Genomic DNA, 26332 nt, shown 5'->3' on the forward strand with positions numbered 1-26332 from the left:
TGTATGTATGTATGTATGTATGTATGTATGTATGTATTTGTTAATTGTTAATTGTTAATTGTTTTACTTCAAGAATCTATTACCGGTGTTTGGGTTTGTTGAAGGACTGGTGATGGGTATGTTCAACTTCCTTACCGGTGTATGGACTATCGATTACCCGGTGGCTGAGCTTGTCGAAATAACGGTGCCTGAGCCTGTCGAAGGCAAAGGGACATTTGAGCGAGCCCCCCTTTGTTTTTCTCTTTGGTGTTCAGGCTGCGCCTGACACTAAAAATTCAGGGTTCTAACGTAACCTTCTATATTTGAATGTGTATTTCTCCATTATTAGGGTCCAGTTACTGTTTTAACTTCAAACAGAACTAAAGAAGCCTTAGGCTTCAACAATAATAACTGCCGGTAGAAAATCCATGGACTGTTGAAATTAAAACCATAAACGAATAAAAAGACAAAGGCTGAAACCTACATAAATCTATAGTTTAAATTATAATTCTCTAATTTTCACAGCTACCTTTTTTCAGGATGTAAGCGACCTTGAATACGCTACAAAAGATTATAGGAAAGCATTCTTCCTGAGCATCAAAATTACTTGATCACAAACCACTGCTGAGACCTGGGCGGAATATTGACAGGCAAGTCAATTGTGTAATCTCTATTCAATTCTAGGCTTGTTTTATTTCCCATATTGTCCTCTAGCATGGCTACTTTGTCAAGGCCTGTATAATACAGGTTCACTGAAATACTTTTTTGTATGGGCACATCCAGGGGATTGTAAAGCATTAGCAATCCTTTTTCCTCTCCATTGGGATTGACATGAAGAAGGCCGTCGTAATCCCTGCCATCAGGTCTTCGCAGGTGCACAATATCTCCATCCAAAACTTCCCTGTGTTGCTTATAAAAATTCACCCATTTAAGAATTATCTCCTTGGTTTGTGGGCTGTCATAAAGCTGTGGCCCTCTAAAACAGGCCTGTACACCGGCTCCAAAAAGATTGGCCAAACGTTGTTCATAATGGGGCAAATGTTCCTTCAAGGGCTCTATGGTGGCCACTTTCCCTCCCCCATGGTATTCTACAAGCGGCACAAACATCCAGCCCATTGAAGGGGTTTTCTGCCAGGTACCGTCATAAATATTTTGTCTTTCGATGATTTCCTGCTGGGCCCTGGGCAAGGACCAGTTGGTCTCCCTGTAACCCATACCTGTTTTATTGCTTCCTGCCATAAAATAGTGGTCGGGCACATTGAGAAAAATGCCTTTACCCCTGGCCCATTCATAAAAGGTTTTGATCCTTTGGTATTGGTTCCACTGCGAATCCTCAAGTCCTTCGTGTCCGGGGTGCTCATGACTGGCACAAACATCTCCGGGGTAACTTCCATCATGTTCCAGTATATCCTGTCCGGTCTTTTTATAAAAATTATACAGCTTTTCAAAATAGTTGATGCCCCATTCACTTTCCAAACAAGGGGAATTTCCAAAACGAGGTTGTAAGCCTTCTGGCATGACGACGTCATCCTCCTTGCTAATGCTTCTACTGGCCAGCAAGGAATACCCGCCCAAGGCGATTCCTTTGGCATGTGCATAATCCGCCAATGCTTTCATTCTATTGATATTTTCCGGGCTGTCATTTTCTATTTGAAAACCACTTCCAAAAGTCATGATTACCATCTCAAAGCCCACCTCAGCGCTTTGATCGATGGCTTTTTTGACAGCGGCATTATCGGCATTGCGAACATGCATCATCATAGGATTCTCTGTCGCCCAAGGGGCCTGGGACCGGTACATTCTTCTTTCCGCCAGTCCTATTCTCTCCCTGTCCCAACTGTCATGAAACAATTCCCAGGTTCTGAAACTTTCGAAAGTTTCCTCAGGAGCAAGGCTTTTCATAGGGCCAAGCTTAGGATAAGCTTCCAAAAGCACGGGGGTTTGTAAACCATAATTCACTTGGGTTTTGTACATAGGGTCAACATTCCAGGCAATACTGCTGGAATACAAGTTGTCATTGGACATGCCTCCAAAGCGGAAGTCGGTCTCTATGGACATGTTCGGTTTCTTCCACTCTGTCTTGGCATCTACAGCGCTTTCCGGCTCTACCAAAGCCAATATCTCACTTTTAAAGGCATTTATTTTAATTTCCCGGTCGCTTCCATTCTCCACAGTTATCCATTTTGAGAGGAGCGGAATGCCGTCAAAGAGCTCATAATGCACCAGTACTTTGACCGCTTTCAGGTAATTGTACCGGGCTTTAAGGGCAGCTTTGTCCGTTTCTTTTTGTTCACCTAGAAGCTTGACCTGCATGACATGGCTTCTGCCCTGATTTCCTTGTGTGGCAAAATCCTCAAAACCTCCCTTGGGATCCATTTTACCAAGCCTTAGCTTAATTATTGGGCTGGAATCTATTTTGATGTCGGCAAGGTGTTCGTAATTTTCTCCGGAATAACTATAGGAAAAAGACAATTCGGAAGCTTTTCTTTCCGCCCGCAAAAAAACGGGTTTGCCCTCCTCATATTTCCCCTGACTGCTTTCCTTTTGCCCATCAAAAACACCAAAGGTCTTGTCCTGGGTTCTAAGGTTTAATTTATATATATCACCATTGCCATTGACCAGGGCCATTCCCGGCCCCCAGCTTGCAGACTGATCTGTTCCCGGGTCTAATTGTACTATCCATACCTTGTTCCCCTCCGGACTATCCCTCTCAGCCACCACGGCATGATTGGCCATGGCCATGATTTCCCCCACCTTTCCTTCATTGATAAAAGAATTTCTTTCGTCTCCTTTGGAAGCAGTAAGCCTCCAGGAAGCTTTAAGCTGGGCAAAATTATCATTAAACAATACCGCTCTACCAAGATCTGTTGAGGCTTTTGCTGCCAGGTAATTGAGCAAAGCATCATCAGCAGCATAAGTAAAAGTCAATCGCTTACCAGGTGCAGGCCATGGAATGTCCTTTGGCATCCATTCCAACCTTTTCTGCCAGGCAAAACGTGGCTTGGTTTCTCCAACCTCATAATTCTCTAGCTTTAAGGCTGTAGGATTTACTTCCATCTGATCTACCCATTCGTCTAGCAGGTAATTGTGAATGGGTTGACCGATTAATCCTCCCACAGGCAGTTCCATTCCATCAATAGTGACCATTGCCTCCGGCCGTATAGACCTTAGCATTTGCTCCCCTGTCATCTCATTTTCAAGGCCTACTGTAGCGCCACCTTTTTTCACATTAAAAACACGACCAATCAATCCATTACTGAGGATCAATTCTCCTTTTACACTGTTATACACCCCCGTTTTGGCATCAATAGGTCCAAGCAGCCAATCCTGTGTTATTTTTGCTTTTTTGTACAATGGAAGCTCTTCTGTATGTTGGGCCCACCCAAGAAAAGAAGGGAGTAATAGCAGCGTTAATAAATAAAGTCTAGTCCACATTTTCTGTATTCTCATAGCGGTGTTTCTTTGTTTTCGAAATAGAAAATAGCTTTTCCATTTTTGAAATCGTATTGTTTCAATTGACTAGGGGCTAATATAATGGTTGATGGGTAATTGTTAATTGTTAATTGTTAATTGTTAATTGTTAATTAAGGTATATACTTCAAGAATCTATTATCGGTGCAGGAGAGGTTGTCGAACCACTGGTTCTTGAGCTTGTCGAAGTCACTGGGATTTTTGAGCGAGAAAACCCTTGTTTATTCACTTTGGTGTTCATGCTGCGCCTGGCACTAAAGTGAACTGAAAAGGTCAGGATTCTAATGTAACCTTCTATATATAAATGTGTATTTCTCCATTTTTAAATCAATGCATTCGGGCAATGCCATAATTCAACCCTAACTGTCTAAAGAAGCCTGGAGAGCTTCAACAACAATAACCACGGGTGAAGCCCGTGGACTGTAGGAATACTTTTACTTGATTTTGGCGGTATTGTTGCTTTTTTTCTGCAACAATGCTGACAAAATCAAAGAGCAATCAGCTAACGTTTGACACATTTTCAATGTTTTGAAATCATCCCAATCTATTAAGATTTTGAGGGTTGTATTACAAATTTAAACATTAAGGCATAAATTAAAGGCCATTTTTAGTCATTCCACCAAGCCGAGCTAGCAGAAGAATGGCATTCGAGCAAATTAGAGATTTACTGTATTAGTAAACGGAACCGAAGAAGCCTGAAGGGCTTCAACAACAATAACCACGGGTGAAGCCCGTGGACTGTAGGAATACTTTTACTTGATTTTGGCGGTGTTGTTGCTTTTTTCCTGCAAAAATGCTGGCGAAATCGTATCGAAATCAGCTAATAAGCACCTCTTTTGAATGTCTACAACCCTATTTATACAATAATATTTAACCATTTAACAAAAAGACAGCCTTTTATTAAAGGGCAGGCAACCTACTGCCCATTGGATTTTTATATATTTATCAGTCGGATATTTCCCATTCAATAAAACAAAGCTTTACAGTATAAAACCATCAACCCATGATAAAAGTCAAATCAACTCTGCTCCTTCTTTTATTCCCACTTCTGTTTTCTTTCGGCTGTAAAGAAAAAACGCCGGTGGCAAATCGGGTAATTATGTTGGGCATTGATGGCTTTGGCCTGGAAGGATACCAACAAGCAACAACTCCAAATATTGATGCCCTGTTTGCTGATGGGGTGATTTCCACCAGCACCAGAACGGTTATGCCCTCTGTTACCATGCCCAATTGGACCAGTCACTTGACCGGTGGCGGACCAGAGCAACATGGTGTTTTCGGCAATAATTGGGAAAAGGAAGACCATACAATTGCTCCTCAAGAAATGGATGAAGACGGCTATTATCCTTCTATATTTAAAATCGTAGAGGATAACGTTCCCGAAATAAAAACAGCTTTCTATTTTAACTGGAAAAGCCTTATCAAACCTTTCAATAAAAAATACCTTGATGAGGTGAATTACGAGGAGGATGATCGATATGATCAAAATTACCAAGCAGCACTGGATTTTCTTGTCAGCAATCAGGATGTACCGACATTGACTTTCCTTTATTCTGTGCATGTAGATCATGCTGGGCATGGTCACGAGTGGATGTCTCCGGAATTTATCAGGGCCATTGAGGAAATTGATGTAAAGATTGGGGAATTTGTAAAGCAGCTAAAGGCTGAAGGATTGTATGAGGACACCAACTTTCTACTCTTTACTGACCATGGTGGTATTGGTAAGAGTCATGGTGGGACATCGGTTCAGGAAATGATTGTACCATGGATGATAAAAGGCCCCGGAATTAATAAAGCTGTTGAATTAAAATCTCCCAATTCAAATGCCAACACCTCCGCAGTAGTGGCCAGGTTGTTTGGAATTAGGGACACCCCGGAATCTTGGATTGGCAAGGTTCCTTCAGGAATATTTAGCGAGAAAGATTGATGGAATTTTAACAGATTCATTACTGTGTTTTGCAGCTGACCAGTTTCTGTGGTATTGGGGTGTTATCGAAATTACAGGTAATGGAGAATCCTAGTTTCAAGGGAATTAACAGTTACACACTCCCTTTTTATTAAAACCTATATAACCCCAAACAGGGAATAAATCTTCTATTTCAGGGTATAATCATTTCAAAATCCAAATTTAACTGATAACGGCATTTTATAACTCTTGGAACGAAAGTTGAAAACTTTCCTCATTTGTAGGTCTAAGTTACGCTTTGCTAAACTTAGACCAGACACCTAACGGGCTTTAACAATAATAACCATGGGTGAAAGCCGTGGACAGTAGGAATACTAACAGCTGATTTTGGCTAAATAAGATTCTTAATCTTATAATAAGGCATTTGAAAAGCCAAGAATTGTTACCAAGTCGTTTTTACCTAGGCTAATTTTTCAAATTGGACCTTTGGAGATATCGCCTTCAATTTCCATAATAAAACAAATACCAATAGCACAATTAAAGCGCCACTCCCAAGGTTTAACCATGTAAAAAATTCAACCCAAGAAGATGAAGTATACAAAAATTCTTTATAGATCAAAATCCCTACACTGGCCAAATAGCCAAGTGCATCTGCCACATAGAACAAAAACCCCACAGTCCCCTTGTATTTCAAAAAAGCAATCAACCTTTCGAACAGGAGGCAATGAAAAAGTATATAGGGCAGGTATACACTAAAGCCTGAACTAATCATCCAAAATACCGGACCCATTGTCCCTTGTGTAAAAAGAAAAGTAGAAACAATCATCAATATGGCACTGATGATTGTTGCATATATCCCTAGAAGAAAAGCTTTTTTATTATCCAACACCAGTATACCCAAAGCACTTATAATCAATACCAATACAGCAATTGGAATCTCTGTGAGGGTAATCAGTTCAGGCTGTCCCGACATGTTGAACTCCGCCCAAAATTCCACTATAAAATTGTCCCTAAAATCTCTGACAACCGTCAATACCACATATACCAAAACAAGGCCTAAAAAAACAAGGCCATGTTTCTTCATAAAATCCATGCGCGCGTTCTTATCCATTGGAAGGCGTTCTGTACGAAGTTCTTTATCAGCAGTGGTTGGTGGCTTACCTCTATTCAAACCATAAGCAGCCAATACAAGCATTGGGAAAAAAATAGCCCCAGTGACAAAAGGCATCATCAATTCACTCACTTGAAAAGTTTGCATCAACCAAATCCCCGTTGATTTTACCAATCCTGTAGAGAATATAAATGTAGCACTTAGGCCTGCTACCAACAGTTCAGAATTTTTTCTCCCTTCCAAATACACCAGCACCAAGCCAAAAATCATCCCCAAGGGCAAACCATTTAAGAACATGGCCACCGGTTTAAGCGGTACAGGCACATAAGCAAAGGCCAGAAGCATCAAAAGTCCAAATCCTACCAGCCCTACAATAGCGCCAAAACGTTTATAGGCCGGAATTTCAGGTACAAGCCGAATCCCAATGAATTTTGAAAGCATGTAACCAAGCACCTGACTAATGATCAACAAAGTTTTGAAATGAAAACCGCCCTGCAGTTCCATGCCTTCAAATTGACCGGCTAAAAAGGATTTTCTGACCGCATACATTCCGGTATAAGCCATAAATGCTGTGCAAACCAGCAAAACATCAGTTTTGGTAATGGAAACCTTAATGCGTTGGCTCATAAAAATTGAAGTCCTTTATCTGTTTTGATTGACATTAGAAACCTTGTATCGGTTTATAAAGGTAGGCCTAAACCCAAAATCAAAATTCAATTTAAGTATTATCAAAAAAAGAATTTTTCGTTAAGAGAAATTAATTTTTCTTATAAAGAAAATTTTATCAACTTTCATCTTTGAATTCATTTTCGTTCATGGGAGTTAAAATGCCCTGTATAAAACCCTCATTTAATGGAGAATTCAGCCTACCTCACCACTTGGATTGGCACCAAAATAAAGGACATAAGAAAATCAAACCACTTAAAATTGGGCGATCTGGCCGATAAATCAGGGATAAGCATCGCTATGCTTTCAAAGATTGAAAACGGCAGGGTTTTCCCAACTTTACCAACATTGATTCAAGTGCTTAATACCCTGAATGTAGATCTAAATGTCTTTTTTTCAGACCTTCAGAGCGAAAAAGAATTTCCCGGCTACTTATTGAAAAGAAAAGATGAATACCGTTCCGTAAAAAAGGAAGAGGAAGCCATAGGGTTTGACGATCAATTGATTCTAAACCATAAAATGGAAAGATCATCAATGGAAATCTCTTTACTGACAATCAGTGGCAAGTCCCAAAGAGAGCGGGTAACTACGGATGGCTTTGAGTACCTCTATGTAATAAATGGCAGTATTAAATATGAATTAGGAGAAAACACATTTGACTTGGAAGAAGGTGATTCCTTATTCTTCAATGGGAATATCTCTCATTTGCCAATAAACAGCAAAAAAACAGATGCCCAACTTCTGGTAATATATTTTATTGAAATTAGATAACCCAACCACAGAATGGAAAAAGAAGCCATTGCTAAGGTCTTTTTGCGGCCCGAATCCCCATTTATGACAAGTCCAATTGCTTTCCCAACTTTAGCAGAAGGTGAATTATTGGTGAAAATTGATTTCTCAACCATCTGTACCAGCGACTTGCACACCTTTTATGGCAGAAGGCATTCTTGCAGTCATAGCATTTTGGGTCATGAAATCATTGGCACAATAGCAGAAATGGCTGCTGGAGGCATAAAGGATTATTATGGCAAAAACCTTGCTATAGGAGACAGAATTACCTGGACCATCTATGCACATGACCCCAATTCAAATAACGCCAAAAAGGGATACCCTCAAAAATCAAAAGGACTATACAAATATGGTCATGAACAAATGAATGATGCGTACCAACTTAATGGAGGTTTTGCCAGCCATTGCCATCTTCGTAAAAACACCACCCTATTTAAATTACCCGAGACCTTAAGCAATGCAGAGGCCGCACCATTGAACTGTACCCATGCCACCATTTCAGGTGCTTTAAGGTTGGCCGGAGATTTGAAAAATAAAACCATCCTGATAAACGGTGTAGGAATGCTTGGGCTTTCTGCCTGTGCGATGGCAAAAGAGGGAGGAGCTAGAAAAATCTGGAGTCAGGACATCGATCCAAATAAAGCTTCCTATTCCCAAAAATTCGGAGCAGAGAAAGCCTTTGTTTTTGGAGAACCTGAATTAAACACCACCATTGATCGTGAAGGAGGAATAGACATTGTTATCGAAACCTCCGGTATTCCTGAAGCCATAGAAAATTGTTTAAAACTTTTGTCCGTTGGGGGGACCCTCATTCTGGTTGGCTCAGTCTTCCCCCAACGGGACCTCTCTATCAATGCTGAATACATGGTTAGAAACCTGCTCAGCCTTAAAGGACTACACAATTACAGGCCTGAGGATTTGGCCAATGCCATAAACTTTTTAGAAAAAGTACATCTCAAATATCCTTTTAAGGAGCTGGTGGGATCGTCATTTGATCTTGAGAATTTGGACGAGGCTTTTGCAACAGCCAATACTGGAAAGTATTATCGAATAGGTATAAAACCCTAAGCAAAGCATTCAATACAATGTTAAGCTACTACACCGTATGCATTGAATAGGATAAGTAATTATTATATTAGAAGACTAAATTTTAACAACAAATCATGTTTGATCTTATTGTAGTTGGAGGGGGTGTATTGGGCACTTTCCATGCCTACCAGGCACTCAAAATGGGACTGAAGGTAGCATTGGTAGAAAAAGACCGGCTTCCTCAAGGGGCAACTGTTAGAAATTTCGGACAAGTCGTACCTTCAGGAATGAATGCCAAATGGCAAAGCTATGGGAGAGAAAGTTTAGACATTTATAAAGCGCTACACAAGCTATTTGATTTGACCGTAAGGAATCAGGGGACTGTTTACCTTGCTTCCGACATAGAGGAAATGCAGCTCATTGAGGAGTTACATGGACTTAATAATTCCAGAAATTATTCTTCACAATTACTGGGAAAACAAGCTTGTTTGGACAAATACCAGGGATTAAGGTCTGATTATGTAATGGGTGGTTTATTTTTTCCGGAGGAGATTACTATTGAACCCAGGATAATGGTCCACCGCCTTTTGGCGTATTTAATTGAAAAGATGGGCTTGACATTGTACCCGTCTACCACGGTGGTGGCATGTGAGAATACGGGAGAATGCGTAAAAACGGAAACTTCTTGTGGACAGCATTTAAAGTCCTCAAAAGTCATTGTCTGTAGTGGGAGTGAATTTAAAACACTGTATCCAGCTATTTTTGCAGGAAGCAATATGGAAATTTCTAAATTGCAAATGATGCAAACCAAGCCACAGGTAAAGTCCTATCAACTGCCAGGCTCCATATTGACTGGAGAATCTATTCGAAGGTATGAGGCCTTTCAGGAATGTTCATCATATGCTTCTATAAAAAAGAAGGAGGCCAATGATACGCATGAAAAAAAATGGGGCATCCATATTCTGTTCAAACAAGCCATGGATGGGTCAGTGATCCTGGGAGACTCTCATGAGTATGCCGACGCAGGGAATAGCGATGTGCTAGGATTTGATTTGGACATGGAAATAGACCAATACATGCTAAAAAAGGCCAAAGAGATCATAAACCTTCCAACCTATGAAATTGCTCATCGTTGGTATGGCACATACGCTCAATGCAAAAGTGGTGATTTGTTTGAAAAGACAATTGAAGAAAATATTCATATTTTTACCGGAATCGGAGGAAAAGGAATGACAGGAAGTCCCGCTTTGGCTAAAGAAAATATTCTGAAACTAATTAACTTATAAAAATGAATAAAATTAAACTTGTAGTACTTGATATGGCGGGAACTACCGTAGACGAGGACAATGTAGTTTATAAGACCGTTCAAAAAGTAATCAACGACAAAGGCTTTAACGTTACGTTGGAAGAAGTTTTAGCCCATGGAGCAGGTAAGGAAAAACACCAGGCAATAACAGATGTTTTGAAAGCCAGCACCAATGCCACAGATATTGCCACCATCGCAGCTGAAGCTTTCGCCAATTTTAAGCCTACCCTAAAGCTCACTTATGAGCAGTTAGAGGTAAAAACTTTTCCCGGCGTAAAAGAAATGATGGAGGGGCTAAGAAATAAAGGTGTGTTTGTGGTGCTGAATACTGGTTATGACCGAAAAACAGCCTTATCGCTACTTTTAAAACTAGGCTGGGAAACAGGGAAAGACATCGATGGATTGGTAACTGCTGATGACGTGACAAATGGCAGACCACAACCGGACATGATTTACAAAGCCATGGAAATATGTGGCATTACAGCGCCTCAGGAGGTACTGAAAGCCGGAGACTCTACCATTGACATTGAAGAAGGAAAAAATGCCAAATGTGGTTTGACAATAGGTGTATTGACAGGTGCACAAAATGAGGCGCAACTAAAGACTGCCCAACCTGATTATATATTGCCAAGTTTGGCTTTGCTGCCAGAAGTATTAGGGACTAAAATCTGATAAAATACTGATCAAAAAACGTAGAAAAAAACCTCAGTTGCCCGATGTGGAAACTGAGGGCTATTGTTTGTTAAAAGAATGTGACTGGAGTTAATTAAAATATCTTTTAGAGGGAAAATTATTTTTATCAGGACAAATATACTTTTTATATCGTACTGTTCTTGAAACTATTATTTACTCATACTACCCCTTTACCATGACAAGAAACAAACTAAACTCCTTTTTAAGCAGTGTATCCCCATTCAAAAAAGCAAAATATGCTACTAGCGTTTGGACCCTACTCCTTTCTCCTCTCCTCTTATTTGGTTGTTTGAATGACCAGGAATTAGAGCCAGAAATCATTACTGAGCCACCCTATAGTTCTTTAATCAGTACAGATACTATCAGTTCTGGGGATTACAAAACCTTTACCATTGGCAGCACTTCGGAATCCACCTATGAGGCCGTTAATCTATTAAAGGGTGACATAGGGCTTGAATATATAAATATCGTCTCAAACATTTATGAAGGTGTTGAGGAGCTAGAAAACAAATTACCACTGTATCACTATATTTTCATGGATGAAAAAATAGGAACCTCTTCAGGTGTACAAATAGGGATAATTGAGGACCGCATTGCAACCATTTTTTTAGGTAGCGGGGAGGAATTAGAAAAATGGCCTAAAGATTTGTCACAATCTGCTATTAGTAAAGGAGATGACGTTGCGGTATTGTATGACAAGCTAAAAACCATCAGTGAAAATGAAAAGTATAAAAATAAGTTTGAAGCCATTAATTTGCTTACCAAAGACCTTTCCAAAATATATGACACTCAAATGAGCAAGTCACCTCAATGGTACTTTGGGCATACGATAGAGACCAATAAAATGGATGTTGTAAAGCTCAATTTCAAGGAAGGTGTTCTTGAAAATATAATTGTCGATCACTTCCAAACTTTCTAAATCACTTTTTCACCCTGATTATGCAAGCTGATTTATAAGTTTTATCACCTCTAAAAATTAGCTAAATCATCACTACGAACCGTTTCCGCAGTCAAACGGGTATAGGGTGTAGCAGTGTTGCATTGCTAGGGAATTTTAGGGCTTCTTTCACAAAGCTTTAATAAGACGATTTTGTTATGTAATTGGAAGGGCAATAAGAAGTCCACCCCATATTATGGGGTTACCAAAAACGAGAATAACCTATGGCAGCTAATTCAAAAAAAGCTTACATAGGTTATTTTCGAAATATCATGAAGCAGCGTTTATGAAGCAGTCTCTGTAATGTTTTGTTTGTGCGTCACTGGATTGGCATACATTGCCAAAAAATTATGTACCGCCACTTCATTGTCCATGTCTATACCTTTCACCATTCTTTCCTTAAAGGCTTCTTTTTCTTCTACGGAATAGTGAGCAACATATTTATTGGTATTGTGCATAAGGTCCAGGGCAATATAATTGGTGGGCCATAACTGGTAATTTTGAACAATCACTCGATCCAATTCCTCAGCAAGTAATTGCAATTGTTTATTTATGGAACCTTCAGCACCAAGAATTTCTCCAATTTCTTCGTCCAATACTTTTCCAACAGAAATATGAATACGTTTTTTTTGCCCTATGATTCCACTCACTAAAGTTTTAAAGTCTTCATTTTTCTGCTTCACGTAAATTTCCTCCCTGGCTTTTGCCAATAACTCCGGCATTTTAAGCACATCCGTGGGATCATTTTCGTAAGAAATAGAAACAGGAACAATTTTTAATTGCTGAAAATATTCTTTCAAAGGTGTGTTTTCACTGGCCAATGCCAGCATTTTGAGCATACCCTTTTGGGTAAGGTCCATGCCATCCTTGGTCCGGCCCTCTCTTTGGGCAATCCATACCGATCTATTTTCTGTCAGTAAAGCTTCCTTTATATACTCTGAATTCAGCTTGGAATTTTCAAACATGGCTTTTGGACTTAACCCTCTGAAAACAACAAAATTACGTGTGAGTCTGGAAAGGGCCTTTAAAAATGGCTTTTTCACCAGGTTATCACCTATTGCTGAAGTGGTCATCACCAAGTCATTTTCGAATAAAGTGGCATTTAGCAAAGAGGTATCTAGAATAATATCCCTGTGGTTTGAAATAAATAAATAGGAAGTATTTGGCTTCAAGTTTTCAAACCCAGAAGTAGACAGACCATCAGAGCTTAATTCTAATACTCTGAGTACGGCATCATATATAATTTTTGTTTGAAAGTCCCTGATTGAATGAATATCTGAAAACATTTCCTCCCATTCGGCCTCTGATCTATCAGGAAAGGTGAAATTCATTATGGCCTTCATCATAGGATGCTGGGCATATTCATTCAGTGCCTGATTGACTTCATTATCATAAAAAGGTCTTATCGGATCAAATTTGGACATATATTATTATTTTCTAGGGCGCAAATTACTAAAAATGCCTCAAAGGTTAGTTCCTTTTGTCAAACAATAGTAACCGAACACAAAAAAGCCCCATTGAAGGGGCTTTTTATCCTATTTTATTCTACGAATTTTTTTGCAAGATGTTTTAAAACACCCGACTTATAATTCTTTAACTTTAATATCTTTCCATGAAATCTTAAGGCCTCCACCACTATGGATCTGAAGTGCCAACTGACCTTCACCTTCACCAATTTTAGGATCGGTATAATCAATCATTTCTACACCATTTAACCAAGTGGTAACATGATCATCAACCACAACGATTTTAATGTCATTCCACTCACCAAATTTCAAGTTTTTGTCTTTTTCAGGATCTGGTTTGATCAACCATCCACGGCCATAAGATTCGTATACTCCACCTGTATCATTGCCTGGAGGGGCTACTTCTACCTGCCATCCAGAAACTTTGGTACCTTCAAAGTTCGAACGAAAGAAAATTCCACTGTTTCCATCTTCGTCTTGTTTGAATTTCGCAGTCAATTCAAAGTTTTTGTAGTTTTTCTCTGTACCTAAATAGCCATATTCACCGTCAGGACCGCTTTCAGACACTAAAATACCATCTTCAACATACCATTTTTCAGTACCATATACCGTCCAGCCAGTAAGGTCTTTACCATTGAACAAGTCGGTGCCATCAGAAGCACATGACATTACAAGGACTGCGGCCAACATTAAGGCGCTTGTTTTAATAAGTGTTTTCATCATTGGTTTTAAATATTAGATTTAATTATACTAGTTTTATATTTACAGGGACTTCAGTATTTCTTTTAATCTGGGCAAATGACTTTGGCTCCGCACCTGCAAATCCTACAGGAAAAATTGCTGAGGCAGCTCCCGCCATCCCCATTTTCTTTAAAATTCCCTCCTGTTATTGTTCATGTTATCGTGAATTGTTATGCTAAATAAGGATTAAATATAGGAAAATATTAAATCATAATTTTAAGCAATCCAATAAACTTAATACATTTTTTTGTTTAATTCCAAAAGACACATACCCTTATAATCAAAAATAAGGGCCTTCCTTTAAATTTAAGGAGGCCCTATGACTCATTCCAGAATATATGAATGCCTAAAGGCACCTGATTCTGGTTATTATATACATCGAAGCTTTACGCTATCAGTTTGGGTTATTTTGCTGTGGATACCTATTAGGGCTACCGTTAGGGTTGTTGTAATTGGGATTGTTATAATTCGGATTATTTTCATCCATATATCTCTGAGCTGGCCATTGTGGAGTCAATTCCATTTCCTCAAGATTTGTAAGGGCATCGTTTTCAAAAGTCACCAAAAGGTAGAACCTGTCACCATTGTTGACTCTATACACTTTTTTGTCCTCACTCATTTGACTAATGACTGCATCCTTATTCTGTCTAAGAAACTTACTTTCAGACATACCCAGTTGATAAGGAATCCTTGGTTGGATAAGTGCACATGAACTCATTATAAATACCAAACTTAAAATACTTAATGTCTTTTTCATATCTAATAACTGTTATGCTTACAAAGCACCGAAAATATAAGGTAATTTCTAAAGAAATGGTATCAATAATATTGCCAGATATTTTTTTCTTTGATTATAAAGGGGTTAGAGAAGAGTAGAAAAAATATTTTGTACGTGAACCGAAATTAGTTACCTTTGTTGCAAGCGGCACGACCAGCTCCCGCTCAATCCCCCAGGTCCGGAAGGAAGCAAGGGTAGGCGGTCGTAGCGGTGCGATGCCGCTTATTTTTTTGTCCTTTTCGTACACAAGCCCCTACTTTTTGTTAATTTTGGCTTAAATTTACCGGTACAAATCAACAAACCTAAAAACAAGCATGAAATTCTTTATTGATACTGCGAATCTCAACGAAATAAAAGAGGCCTATGATTTAGGCGTATTAGATGGGGTTACTACAAATCCTTCTTTGATGGCTAAAGAAGGAATCAGTGGTGACGAAAACGTCATCAACCATTACAAGGCCATCTGCAATATAGTAGATGCCAATGTAAGTGCAGAAGTGATTGCTACAGATTTTGAAGGAATCATTAAAGAAGGCATGGAACTGGCCAAGCTTGACGACAAAATCGTTGTGAAAGTTCCTATGATCAAAGACGGTATCAAAGCCATCAAATATTTCTCAAGTGAAGGTATCCGTACCAATTGCACTTTGGTCTTTTCAGCAGGTCAAGCCATTTTAGCTGCAAAAGCTGGCGCGTCTTACCTTTCTCCTTTTATTGGAAGATTGGATGACATCGGTTTTGACGGACTGGACCTGATCGGTCAAATCGTTCATATTTATCAAAATTATGGCTACGAAACTGAAGTCCTTGCGGCCTCTGTTCGCCACACAATGCACTTGATAAAATGCGCTGAACTTGGTGCTGACGTAGTAACTTGTCCACTTAAGGTGATCACAAGCTTATTGAATCACCCACTTACTGACAAAGGATTGGCTCAATTTTTGGCAGACCATGCCAAAGCAAACAAATAAATTTCAATGGGGCAGGTTTTAATACTTGCCCCATTTTGAAAACTATTGCCCAGCGATAAGGTTACAATTTAAAAACAACCGGATATGTACATTATCAAAGTGAAGGGAAAAGCAAAAATCCCTGATTATATACAGATCAGGGATGAGAATTTTGTACTTGTGGCTTACTTCAGGGCAGACAGGCCACTTAAAAAAATTGAAAAATTCGGGCTTGGAGGAAAAGAAGAAGCGCTTGAAAAGCTCATCAAAGAACTCCCCTTCGGTAAACTTAAAAAATTAGATCTCTGATATGGTTTTTTCCAATGAGCCTGTGGTCAAGGTAGAAGATGCTTGTATTTTTCAAGGCATCAATACCATTTTAAAAAATGTAAACTTCGGTATTGAAAAAGGGGAGTTTGTATTTTTAATCGGGCGAACAGGAAGTGGTAAAAGCTCTCTGTTGAAGACCCTTTATGCAGATCTACCCTTGATTATGGGTAAAGCCTCAGTTGCTGGCTACCCTATTCAAGACATCAATAAAAAAGACATTCCATTCCTTAGAAGGAAATTGGGTATTGTTTTTCAGGATTTTCAACTTTTCCCTGATAGAACAGTAGCTGAAAATCTTTATTTTGTATTGCGTGCCACTGGTTGGAAAGACAAACTCAAGATGAAAAACCGAATGATAGAGGTTTTAATGGGAGTAGGTCTCGGAGGTGCTGCTACTAAAATGCCTCACCAACTTTCTGGTGGTGAGCAACAACGTGTAGTCATCGCCAGAGCACTATTAAACGAACCCTCTATTCTTTTAGCAGATGAACCTACTGGAAATCTTGATCCGGATGTTTCAGACGGTATTTTCAAACTTTTTCAGGAAATCAATAAAAGAGGTACAGCCATTCTGATGGCAACTCATAATTATGAATTGCTGAAAAAATACCCTTACCGGATACTAAAGTGTGAAAACACAGAAGTGCTGGACAGCAAAAACGCACCTATATCCCTTTCAGGAAGCGGATTGTAAGTAAAAACCCAACCTTAAACCTTTCCTGATCTAATTAGTTCTTCATAGGCATTGTCTATCAATAAATGCCATTCTATATGCCGGGAGATTAATTTTCTCTTTCAAATCAGAACAAACTACCGTTGTTGAAAAGAGTTGCTAATAAACTGCCTTGCTAAAGCAAAGGAGATCATTTCAATCAAAAAAAGTAATTTTATTTATTTATTGCTACTCATAAGCTTTCGCTCTTAGCCTTAAACTCACCAAAATGTTCGAAAAGTTTAAAATGATTTTTCAAAACACAACTTTCTGAAATCAATTTCGCTATAACTGATAGCACCAAAACTGATTCATTATGGAATTAGAACATTTTTTCCAATGCCCCTACTGCCTGGCAGAGATCTCAATGCTATTGGACCCTAGTATTCCAGAGCAAAATTATATCGAAGACTGCGAAGTTTGCTGCAACCCCATACAAGTTAGCTATCAAATTCGAGAGGGTGAGTTGGAAAGCTTTGAGGCTACCGACATCGAACAATAAAATTTCCGGTCATTTAACTTGAATTTTCTGTACTAAAACCTATTTTAGCTGATAAATTAAAAAGGTTATGGTTAAGAATTTTTTATGCTATCTTTTTGTATGTATTTGTCAATTTACCTTAACGGCAGAAGCACAGGTTATAGAAGAAATAAAAACTGCAGGGCAAATTTACGCTTATGCTCAGATTCAGGGTGATTATGAAATTCTTCTGGATTTCACCTACCCTAAGTTAATAGAAAGGGCTGGCGGCCGTACTGCCATGAAAAACATTCTCAAGCAAATTCAGGATACCAAAATCAATAAAGGGCAAAAGCTTACGGCCTTGGAATTTGGAGATGACATTCAATTCACCACCAATGCTACTGAAGTTCACGCTGTGGTGCCTTTCATTACAGTAACCAAGGTTCCTGGGGGAACGATCACCTCCGAGAGCACCCTGATAGCCGTAGGCACAGAAAGCAGGGACAATTGGTACTTTATCGAAACCACTTCTATTAATGAGGAAAACATAAGTAAAGTACTTCCTTCTTGGGACCATAGTTTGGAATTGCCCTACAAAAAGCCACCTGTATATAAAGAAGACCCACTTTAATAAATCACTTCAGAATCAACATATCCATAAGCTTGAGAAAGGGTATTGTGTTGCATTCATTTGTATCTGCCACATTACTTTTTCTTTCTTTTTTCCTCCATCGCATCCCACCATTCTGGCTTAATGGCCCTAAGCCCATTAAACTGTCCAGCCCCCTGCAACCACTCTCCACCATCAATAGTGATTATTTCCCCATTGATATAGGAGGAAAAGGGAGATACCAGGTATGCTGCTAGATTGGCCAATTCTTGGTGCACTCCTACCCTCCCAAGTGGGACTCTTCGGGATGGTTCAAATTTTTCCGCCAATTCACCAGGCAGCAAACGCTCCCAGGCTCCAGCAGTAGGAAATGGTCCCGGTGCAATGGCATTGGAACGGATATTATGAGGAGCCCACTCTACCGCCAAGGAACGGGTCATAGCCAAAACACCTGCTTTGGCCGCAGCACTTGGCACCACATAAGCAGAACCGGTAAAAGCATATGTGGTAACTATGTTCAAAAACGTTCCAGCAGCCTTTTCTTTGATCCAGTTTTTACCTGCAATCAGTGTTAAGTTGGCTGTACCTTTCAATACAATGTCTACGATGGTATGAAAAGCATTGGGCGATAACCTGTCTGTAGGGCTGATGAAATTCGCTGCAGCATTGTTTACCACAGCATCGATTCTACCATAATGAGCCAAAGCTTGTTCATACATTTTCTCTACCTGATCATAGTCCCTCAAATCACAAGCTATTGGAAAAACCTCTCCACCAGTTTCTTTTTCCATTTCACTGGCGGCCTTTTGCAAGACCTCATAATTTCTGCTGCATATTACCAATTTGGCGCCAAGGGTTAAAAAATACCTCCCCATGGCGGCCCCTAAACCAGTACCACCTCCAGATATCATAATGACGTTGCCTTTTAAAGCATCATTAACGAGCATACCTTCTTGATATTTCATTTTTTTTATTATTGTTAACTAATATATTTCAAAGTACATAAATTTCAAAGGATTGAAATGTTTGGGAGAAAGTTTATTTATCTTTGATTAATTTAACGGGAACAATGTAAATAACGCATAAAATGAAGCAATATATCCCACTGGTTTTTTTAATTTATCTTTTCTCCTGCAACCTTGATACCAACAAGGATTTGCAGATTGACCAATCTTTTGAAGGCGAGGAAGCTTACTGGGTTTCAAAGACTTTAGACGAACATTTTTACCTGGCATTTTACAATGCATCTATCTTTTCCAATACTACTTTTACAGATAGCCTTCCTGGATGCCCTACGGTTTCTATCGGCGAAGACAATCTGACGGTAACCCTGGATTATGATAGCCCAAAATGCGAGGCAGGCTCAACGGACCGTAAAGGGAAACTGATGCTAAAATACAGTAGCCGTTCTAGCAATGTCGATGATTCCATAAAAATCTCTTATGACAATTACCAGTACGATAACAGTAAATTTGAAGGACATCGGTTGTTCCATGTAGTGCAAAAAAGAAGTTCGAGCATGATCCTAGAAGAGTCTTCAGATACGTTACTATTAAAAGATGAGAATGAATCAAGCACGAGACTTATGTTGGATATGGAACATCAAGGCAAAATCCTATCACAGGTACTTACGGAAATAAGTAGCACTGGAACGATGAAAGGAAGAAATTGGGGTGGAAACCAATTGGAAGCGGTGATTACAACGCCAAAAATCATAAATACTCAATGTCTTTCCTTATTGAAATTCAGGCCTGTTTCTGGTGAAGAAAGCTGGACAATCCAAAGAACTGGAGAATCCCCTGTAACTCATTTGCTAACTTATTCTAATGCTGAAGGCTGCGACACTAAAACAACCATAAAATTGAGCGAAGGAGTAATCATGATCAAACAACCTTAGGGCTAGCACTTCCCTACAGGCTAGCCCTGCTATTCTCCTAAATAAAGGGTAGCCCTATGGGTGTTACAGTATTGAAAAGGTTCACCTTCCCCCTATTGAGTCTGTAAATTTTCTTCCATTTGTGATTTCCCTATGTGAACAAGTGCGTCCCCAGCGTTCACTACAGGCAAGTTATTAATACCTATTATGTATCCTGAAGCTGATGCTTTTACAGGCACTTTCACCTGACCATAAGGGTCAGAGATTTTAGCAAGCATCTGCCCTTTTTTCACTTCCTCACCCAATGAGACGGACGAATTAAAAATGCCGGAAACCTTTGCACGAACCCAACTACTTTCCTCAATTTTGCGCGTTTTGGTCACAGGGTAATCACCTTCGATCATCTCAAGGTGTTTCAACAACCTGCCGGTACCAGCAATACCCTCCTGAATCACATGGTCATCCAACCTCATGGACTCTCCTCCCTCAAAAACCAATATATGCTTGTCGTTTTTAAAAGCCTCCTTACGAAAGGATTTATCGATATGAGCAGAGTTTACAGTGAAGTTTGCACCGAAAACTTCAGCGAGTTTCAACCCTTTTTTATCTTTAAAGTCAACACGGATCTGAGGATGATTGGACAACATTCTACCCCCTGTATGAAAATCTATGCCATAATCTATTTGAGGAATAATTTCTCTGGTAAGGATTTGGGCGATTTGGGAGGCTAATGAACCTTTGTTATTCCCTGGGAAACTTCTATTTAGGTCTCTACCATCTGGAAATGTGCGAGAATTACTCAAGAAGCCATAAACATTTACCAAAGGAATAAAAATAAGCGTCCCCTTTATAGGTTCAAAAATATTTTCTTCCAACATCCTTTTAACAGTAACGATACCATTAATCTCGTCTCCATGAACCCCTCCGCTAATAAGTACAGTGGGGCCAGGTATGTTTGAGCTTCTAATAAATACAGGTAAATCAATAAGTGTATGCGTAGGAAGTCGGGCAATAGCAATTTCTATATTCAGGGATTGTCCAGGCCTAACCCTGATCCCGTTGATAACCATTTCTTTCATAATAAACTCTTTTATGTGAAATATCGCCTGATTTTCAGCAGCTATGGTCTTTTGGTTTCCCTCTATTGTCCCTTATGCTTATTAATTATAAAGCGCTTATTTCTTAAAACCTTTCCAATTTGATTAAATAATCTTTTAATTCGTGATTTGAATTAGACAATGAAGATACAGGAAAATATTTCTTTAAAGGCCTACAACACGTTTGGAATTGATGTAAACGCAAGTTTCTTTGCAGAGGTAAGAAGTAAGGATGACATTCTGGAAGCCCTTAAATTTGCCAAAACAAAGAAGGTCCCCATCCTTATTTTGGGAGGCGGAAGCAATGTACTTTTCACTGAAGAGCTGTATGCGTTGGTGTTAAAAATCAATATCACTGGCATTAAAGAGATAAAGTCCGATGACAAAACCGTATTGATAGAAGTAGGTTCTGGGGTAATTTGGCATGAGTTTGTCCTTTACAGTCTTGAAAAAGGCCTGAGTGGAATTGAAAATCTCTCCTTGATTCCTGGAACTGTGGGCGCAGCACCCATGCAAAATATTGGTGCTTACGGTGTTGAAATAAAAGCTGTTTTTCAGAGTCTTGAAGCCATTGAAATCAGTACAGGACTCACTAAAACCTTCCTTGCCTCTGAGGTGAAATTTGGCTATAGAGAGAGTGTATTCAAAACTTCCCTGAAAGGAAAATACATCATTTATAAGGTTTCTTTCAATCTTTCAAAAGTACATGCACCCAATATAAGCTATGGTGACATACAGACTGTCTTGGATCAAATGGATCAGGCCACTGCTACAGCTAAAAACATAAGTAAGGCGATTATCAGCATTCGTCAATCTAAGCTTCCCGACCCTAAAGTAATTGGTAATGCAGGAAGTTTTTTCAAAAATCCAGTTATTCCTGTTGATGTATTTGATAATTTAAAGCTAAAATTTCCAACCCTTCCAGGCTATCCAAATGCAACCCATGTTAAAGTTCCTGCTGCATGGTTGATCGAAAATGCTGGGTGGAAAGGCAAACAAGTGGGAGAAGTAGGGGTGCATAAAAGACAGCCCCTGGTTTTGGTGAATTATGGGAATGGAAAAGGAGAAGAAATTCTGGCATTAAGCCGTCAAATTCAAACCGAAGTACACGCAAAATTTGGTATTTCCCTGGAAAGAGAAGTAAATGTGGTTAATTCAAAAAATCTAATTCAGGTTTAGATTAAATCGTCTCCACTCTTTATCAACTTGGCGTATTTTGATATTTTTACGCCAAATTTTCCCAAAAACTCAAGGCCTTCATCAACACCTATTCCTTTGTATTCTGCATAAGAATTAAGGAAAATCACTTTAGTTATTCCCATTGAATAAATAATTCTGGCACATGGCAGGCATGGTGCTAAAGTAACAAACAAAGTAGATCCTTCTACAGAAGCTTTATTTTTAACAGCGTATAAAATGGCATTTTGTTCTGCATGCAATGCCAAAGAACAACTTCCTTTGCTATCTCGTCTACAACCCTCCACAGGGAATTCTTCATCACAGTTGTGCGTGCCGGGCGGCGGGCCATTATAACCTATGGAAATAATCCGGGTGTCTTTGGTAAGTACAGCCCCCACGTGTTTTTTTATACAATGGGAACGTTGGGCCAAGTTTACCGCCAACTCCATAAAAATATCATCAAAATCCGGCTTGTTCATTTTATAATCAATTAATACTTCGTCAAATACTGCATTTAAACTTCAAATAGACCACTTCAATTCAATATTTTTTCTGATTTCTATACCTCAGAGGGTTTCTAAATTTTAAGCCTTTTAAAGAAATGAAGTAGTCATTTCTTTAAGCCAATAATTCCCCTTAGGGTTACAGTAAATTTAAAGATTTCTTGGGCTTACTATTTCAAGTTCTAGTCCATTGTGCGATATCAAGTTAGAACGGATAGACCGTAAAGAAACGGTGATCGGTCATAACCCTAACATAAACAACTGGTTATTAAAAATTTACAGGTGTATTTTTAATTGTATTATCTGATTATTATTTCATTGTTAAACTAAAATAAAATCAATACTTCTAATTTCTGGAAGAATAAATAAAGGCAGTTCTTTAATGCTTCAATACAATCTTTCGACAATCCCTATAAGAAAGTATTACAATATTAGCCTAAAAAATTAATTAATTAAAAAGAACTACGTTAAAAAACTACATTTATTCTATTAATGAGATTATTTTTACTATTTTTATAATATAATAAATGCGTTTTACCATCTGTTTTTTGTAATTAAATGATAAAGATAGTCTTAATTGATGATGACCCTATCAGTATATTCGTAACAGAAAAACTGATTTCAAGGAATGTTTTGGAGCCGTTTAAGGTATTTTCGTTCAGCAGCGCTGCTGCTGCTTTAAAGGACATCTATAAAATCCGGCCAGATTATTTGTTTCTAGACATTAACATGCCAGAAATGAATGGATGGGATTTTTTAGAGACATTTAAGCCTATTAAAAAGGATCCTGAAATATACATTTTAAGCAGTTCCATTGATGAATTGGACATTACTAAAGCGGGACAATATAAAAAAGTTAAAAATTATTTAACGAAACCTTTGATAAAACAATATATCAAGCTGATTTTTAGTAGCCAATCCTCCAAGAATAAAAATCTACCAAGCTAATCAATCCACTCCTGTCTTATTTTAACCGCAATTATATCACAAACCTCGGACTTCCTCGACAGTTAAGCAAAGACATTCACATCCAAGGTTTGAACATCACCATAACAGCACCAAACATTTCATTTTCGACCCTGACCATAAGGATTTCACCATTGAAATTTAACGGTAAAGTAATGTGAAAATTTATTTTTTTATGTGTGTTGAGAATTGCTGATTTTTTCATTATTTAGCACCGAATACTACTGTTTTATTTCAATTTTATATTTATGAATGAGGATTTTGAAGATGAATTCGAAGACGAATTCAATGATGAAAAATACGACATGGAAGATGATGTATTTTTGGATGATGACGAGGATGATTTCGAATTAAATTTAAAAGACCTGGAGGAAGATGAATTTATCGATGATCTCTTTGATGAAGATGATGATTTTGATTAATGCATCCCTAAAGCACTTTATGAGCCGTGAATTTATATCCAAAAAAAGCCACAGTACTTCTTTTGCGTGATAAATTCACTTCTCAACTTCCGTGTACCTGATAAGATTTAAACGTTTACCATGGTAAAAATTGGCCATGGTAAAACATTCAAAGAAGGGGCCATCTTTGAAATGAAATTCTGAGAAAGCCCTCAGGTTAATTTTCACTAACCAATCGCTACCAGAAAGGCTAAGGCTTGGGAATAGATCAGGCTTTAGCGTTTAAAGGCATGAATAAAATTGGAACCAACTTATCTATTCTCTGGGACAAACTTTGTTACCCCCCCCCTACTAATTGGGTCTAAACCTATCCATCAAAACATTCATTTAGTGAGAAAGTCATTAGTAAGTCTTTTAAAATCAACTTTAGATAATAGGGCTTTTTAAAAATATGCTTTGTAATCCCCAATTTGAGTGTTAAATTGCAAGCAAATTTGACATTTAAAACCATCACATCATGTTATTAGATATATTTAGTGCCCCTATAGCATCTGGAGCTCAGACTTTCTGGTTGATCGTTGCAATTTTGGTAGGTTTAGGAGCAGGAATTACTGCTGTTGACTTCAGGAGCTCTGTTTTTAAGAAAGATAGCAAAAAAGACTAAAAAAAAGCTGGCAATTAATTGCCAGCTTTTTTCATTTTACACAATAGGTCTATATTTTTTTCGAATTCTCTGCTTTTAAATTGGGCGGCAGCCCCTTTCCAATTGTCACTTTTTATTTTTCAATAAGAATTAGGTGAGCTAATCTCTGAAATGGAATTAAAAAGGTCAATGCACATTCCCCATTAATTTACGTATAGGCTTGGCCAAGACCATTAACACAGCGCCTGCTCCTACCACAATATAAACAATCAGCAAGTACTGATTAGGCATTTGGGACAAAGCTTCAGCAGTGCCTCCACTAACACCTCCTGCAACCCTTCCTGCAATAAGGCTTCCCATGGCAATGGACAGAAACCACATACCCATCATTTGGCCAACAAATTTCTTAGGTGCCAACTTGGTCGTTAAACTTAAACCAACAGGACTAAGACTAAGCTCTCCGAAAGTATGGAAGAGATACGTGATTACAAGCCAGGATGGCGCAGCCAAATCACCCGATGCTGCGATCTTGGCGGCAAAATACATGACCAAAAAACCCATGCCCAACAACACTAACCCAAAAGCGAATTTTAGCGGTGAACTTGGTTCCAAATTTCTTTTTGCTAAGGCAACCCACATGGCTCCGAAAAAGGGTGCCAATAGAATTATAAAAATACTATTGATGGATTGAAAGTATCCTGCAGGTATCTCCCATCCAAGAACTTTCCTATCGGTGAATCTATCAGCGAATAAGTTTAAGGACGACCCAGCTTGTTCAAATCCAGACCAAAAAATGGATGAAAAGACAAACAGAATCATCACCACAAGTACTTTTTTCTTTTCGTCAGGTGATAATCCGCCTAAAAACAAAACATACAAAAAGAACGACAAGGCTACAATTCCAATAAGTGTATTGGAAATGGCAGCCACTCCAACTGGGTCAATGGAAAAAACGCCCAGAAAAAAGAGGGAAATAATCACTCCGATTAATGCCAATGCTATCCAAACTCCTTTAATTAATTTACTTCGTTGCTTGCTTTCCTTTTCATTTGCTGGCAAAACGGGATCGCCTACCCCTTCTAGGTATTTCCCTGTCAACTTATATTGAATCAAGCCCATCAGCATCCCAAAGCCGGCCAACCCGAACCCCAAATGCCAATCATAGATAGCTAGCGTACTGCATGCAATAGGTGCTAAGAAGGCACCTACATTGATACCCATATAGAAAATAGAGAAACCCGCATCTCTTTTCGAGCTATTTTCAGGATACAATTGCCCCACAATAGAACTTATGTTGGGCTTTAATAGTCCTGTACCTAATACAATTAAAATTAGTCCCAGAAAAAAAGAATAAAGATCTACGCCTGAGAGATCGCCCTTAGGTTCATGATTGCCTGAAATCAAAGCCAATAATCCTGGCAAGGCCATGGTAAAGTGCCCTAGAGTAATGATGATCCCGCCGTACCAAACGGACTTTTTAAGCCCTATAATTCGATCTGCAATCCATCCTCCAGGAAGTGCCAAAAGATAAACAAACATGGAGTATAATCCATAAATGGCACCTGAAGTCTGGTCGTCAAAACCAAGTCCTCCGGTGGCAATGGGGGCTGTCATAAATAGAATAAGCAATGCCCGCATTCCATAATAACTGAACCTTTCCCACATCTCAGTAAAAAAAAGAGTCATTAACCCTTTAGGATGTCCAAACAATTGTGGACCCGTAATTTCCA

At 38.8% G+C, this 26332-nt stretch carries 25 protein-coding genes and 1 other RNA gene; 17 read left to right on the top strand and 9 right to left on the bottom strand.

Annotation, left to right across the window (positions count from 1 at the left end; genetic code table 11):
• Nucleotides 1-582: 582 nt before the first annotated feature.
• A complete protein-coding gene (locus ADICYQ_RS06680; protein ID WP_235114431.1) occupies nt 583-3429 on the bottom strand; it encodes an alpha-amylase family protein in 2847 nt (948 codons plus the stop codon).
• Between the two features lie 1024 nt (nt 3430-4453).
• Here ADICYQ_RS06680 and ADICYQ_RS06685 point away from each other — a divergent pair.
• On the top strand, nt 4454-5377 hold the full coding sequence (locus ADICYQ_RS06685; RefSeq protein ID WP_040414911.1) for an alkaline phosphatase family protein: 924 nt from the start codon (nt 4454-4456) through the stop codon (nt 5375-5377).
• A 439-nt stretch (nt 5378-5816) separates the two neighbouring features.
• Here the strand turns inward: ADICYQ_RS06685 and ADICYQ_RS06690 are convergent, their stop codons facing one another.
• Nucleotides 5817-7094 (bottom strand): DUF5690 family protein, encoded by a 1278-nt coding sequence (locus ADICYQ_RS06690; RefSeq protein WP_020893384.1) that lies wholly within the window; start codon nt 7092-7094, stop codon nt 5817-5819.
• 225 nt (nt 7095-7319) lie between these two features.
• Here ADICYQ_RS06690 and ADICYQ_RS06695 point away from each other — a divergent pair, with 225 nt between their 5' ends.
• The 5 genes from ADICYQ_RS06695 (at nt 7320) to ADICYQ_RS06715 (ending at nt 11869) form a co-directional block, all read left to right on the top strand.
• Nucleotides 7320-7904, top strand: coding sequence for a helix-turn-helix domain-containing protein (locus ADICYQ_RS06695; RefSeq protein ID WP_020893386.1), 585 nt, complete (start codon nt 7320-7322; stop codon nt 7902-7904).
• A 12-nt stretch (nt 7905-7916) separates the two neighbouring features.
• Nucleotides 7917-8990, top strand: coding sequence for a zinc-binding dehydrogenase (locus tag ADICYQ_RS06700; RefSeq protein ID WP_020893387.1), 1074 nt, complete (start codon nt 7917-7919; stop codon nt 8988-8990).
• Nucleotides 8991-9085: 95 nt separating this feature from the next.
• The gene (locus ADICYQ_RS06705) at nt 9086-10237 is read left to right on the top strand and encodes a TIGR03364 family FAD-dependent oxidoreductase (RefSeq protein ID WP_020893388.1); all 1152 of its coding nucleotides are present in this window, start codon (nt 9086-9088) and stop codon (nt 10235-10237) included.
• Nucleotides 10238-10239: 2 nt separating this feature from the next.
• Nucleotides 10240-10929 carry a phosphonatase-like hydrolase gene (locus tag ADICYQ_RS06710; RefSeq protein WP_020893389.1) on the top strand — a complete coding sequence of 230 codons (690 nt, stop codon included), beginning with the start codon at nt 10240-10242 and terminating at the stop codon, nt 10927-10929.
• 196 nt (nt 10930-11125) lie between these two features.
• Entirely contained in the window at nt 11126-11869 is a 744-nt protein-coding gene (locus ADICYQ_RS06715) for a hypothetical protein (protein ID WP_040414914.1), read from the top strand.
• 302 nt (nt 11870-12171) lie between these two features.
• On the opposite strand, the gene ADICYQ_RS06720 is transcribed toward ADICYQ_RS06715, so the two are convergent.
• The 3 genes from ADICYQ_RS06720 to ADICYQ_RS06730 all read right to left on the bottom strand — a co-directional run bounded on the left by ADICYQ_RS06720 (nt 12172) and on the right by ADICYQ_RS06730 (nt 14851).
• Nucleotides 12172-13311: a 1-acyl-sn-glycerol-3-phosphate acyltransferase gene (locus tag ADICYQ_RS06720; protein WP_020893391.1), complete on the bottom strand. Its 1140-nt coding sequence runs from the start codon at nt 13309-13311 to the stop codon at nt 12172-12174.
• A gap of 159 nt (nt 13312-13470) precedes the next feature.
• A complete protein-coding gene (locus ADICYQ_RS06725; RefSeq protein ID WP_040414930.1) occupies nt 13471-14073 on the bottom strand; it encodes a 3-keto-disaccharide hydrolase in 603 nt (200 codons plus the stop codon).
• A 415-nt stretch (nt 14074-14488) separates the two neighbouring features.
• Entirely contained in the window at nt 14489-14851 is a 363-nt protein-coding gene (locus tag ADICYQ_RS06730; RefSeq protein WP_020893394.1) for a hypothetical protein, read from the bottom strand.
• Between the two features lie 160 nt (nt 14852-15011).
• Here ADICYQ_RS06730 and ffs point away from each other — a divergent pair.
• From ffs to ADICYQ_RS06755, 6 genes are all read left to right on the top strand, one after another.
• An RNA gene (gene ffs / locus ADICYQ_RS26670) (signal recognition particle sRNA small type) lies at nt 15012-15102 on the top strand.
• 84 nt (nt 15103-15186) lie between these two features.
• Nucleotides 15187-15843 (top strand): fructose-6-phosphate aldolase, encoded by a 657-nt coding sequence (fsa, locus tag ADICYQ_RS06735; RefSeq protein WP_020893395.1) that lies wholly within the window; start codon nt 15187-15189, stop codon nt 15841-15843.
• 84 nt (nt 15844-15927) lie between these two features.
• Nucleotides 15928-16131, top strand: coding sequence for a hypothetical protein (locus ADICYQ_RS06740; protein WP_020893396.1), 204 nt, complete (start codon nt 15928-15930; stop codon nt 16129-16131).
• A gap of 1 nt (nt 16132) precedes the next feature.
• The gene (locus ADICYQ_RS06745; RefSeq protein ID WP_020893397.1) at nt 16133-16846 is read left to right on the top strand and encodes a cell division ATP-binding protein FtsE; all 714 of its coding nucleotides are present in this window, start codon (nt 16133-16135) and stop codon (nt 16844-16846) included.
• A 334-nt stretch (nt 16847-17180) separates the two neighbouring features.
• Nucleotides 17181-17366, top strand: coding sequence for a CPXCG motif-containing cysteine-rich protein (locus ADICYQ_RS06750; protein ID WP_040414917.1), 186 nt, complete (start codon nt 17181-17183; stop codon nt 17364-17366).
• A 67-nt stretch (nt 17367-17433) separates the two neighbouring features.
• Nucleotides 17434-17958 (top strand): hypothetical protein, encoded by a 525-nt coding sequence (locus ADICYQ_RS06755; RefSeq protein ID WP_020893399.1) that lies wholly within the window; start codon nt 17434-17436, stop codon nt 17956-17958.
• A 74-nt stretch (nt 17959-18032) separates the two neighbouring features.
• Here the strand turns inward: ADICYQ_RS06755 and ADICYQ_RS06760 are convergent, their stop codons facing one another.
• Nucleotides 18033-18902, bottom strand: coding sequence for an SDR family oxidoreductase (locus ADICYQ_RS06760; protein ID WP_020893400.1), 870 nt, complete (start codon nt 18900-18902; stop codon nt 18033-18035).
• Between the two features lie 122 nt (nt 18903-19024).
• Between ADICYQ_RS06760 and ADICYQ_RS06765 the strand changes: the two genes are divergently transcribed.
• Nucleotides 19025-19834, top strand: coding sequence for a hypothetical protein (locus tag ADICYQ_RS06765; protein WP_020893401.1), 810 nt, complete (start codon nt 19025-19027; stop codon nt 19832-19834).
• Nucleotides 19835-19926: 92 nt separating this feature from the next.
• On the opposite strand, the gene ADICYQ_RS06770 is transcribed toward ADICYQ_RS06765, so the two are convergent.
• Nucleotides 19927-20892, bottom strand: a complete 966-nt coding sequence (locus tag ADICYQ_RS06770) for a succinylglutamate desuccinylase/aspartoacylase family protein (protein WP_020893402.1) — start codon at nt 20890-20892, stop codon at nt 19927-19929.
• Between the two features lie 159 nt (nt 20893-21051).
• Here ADICYQ_RS06770 and murB point away from each other — a divergent pair, with 159 nt between their 5' ends.
• Nucleotides 21052-22089: a UDP-N-acetylmuramate dehydrogenase gene (murB, locus tag ADICYQ_RS06775; protein WP_020893403.1), complete on the top strand. Its 1038-nt coding sequence runs from the start codon at nt 21052-21054 to the stop codon at nt 22087-22089.
• Here murB and ADICYQ_RS06780 read toward each other — a convergent pair.
• Complete coding sequence (locus ADICYQ_RS06780) at nt 22086-22568, bottom strand: deoxycytidylate deaminase (RefSeq protein WP_020893404.1); 483 nt, start codon at nt 22566-22568, stop codon at nt 22086-22088. The two genes, murB and ADICYQ_RS06780, sit on opposite strands and share 4 nt — an antisense overlap.
• A 582-nt stretch (nt 22569-23150) precedes the next feature.
• Here ADICYQ_RS06780 and ADICYQ_RS06785 point away from each other — a divergent pair.
• From ADICYQ_RS06785 to ADICYQ_RS27610, 3 genes are all read left to right on the top strand, one after another.
• Nucleotides 23151-23540, top strand: coding sequence for a response regulator (locus ADICYQ_RS06785; protein ID WP_020893405.1), 390 nt, complete (start codon nt 23151-23153; stop codon nt 23538-23540).
• A 266-nt stretch (nt 23541-23806) separates the two neighbouring features.
• Nucleotides 23807-23980, top strand: a complete 174-nt coding sequence (locus tag ADICYQ_RS27075) for a hypothetical protein (RefSeq protein ID WP_020893407.1) — start codon at nt 23807-23809, stop codon at nt 23978-23980.
• Between the two features lie 496 nt (nt 23981-24476).
• Nucleotides 24477-24623: a hypothetical protein gene (locus ADICYQ_RS27610; protein WP_020893409.1), complete on the top strand. Its 147-nt coding sequence runs from the start codon at nt 24477-24479 to the stop codon at nt 24621-24623.
• A gap of 165 nt (nt 24624-24788) precedes the next feature.
• Here the strand turns inward: ADICYQ_RS27610 and ADICYQ_RS06795 are convergent, their stop codons facing one another.
• A complete protein-coding gene (locus tag ADICYQ_RS06795) occupies nt 24789-26288 on the bottom strand; it encodes a peptide MFS transporter (protein WP_373866572.1) in 1500 nt (499 codons plus the stop codon).
• Nucleotides 26289-26332: the final 44 nt, after the last annotated feature.

It is taken from the genome of Cyclobacterium qasimii M12-11B, from assembly GCF_000427295.1.
In the GTDB taxonomy this organism is placed as follows: domain Bacteria; phylum Bacteroidota; class Bacteroidia; order Cytophagales; family Cyclobacteriaceae; genus Cyclobacterium; species Cyclobacterium qasimii.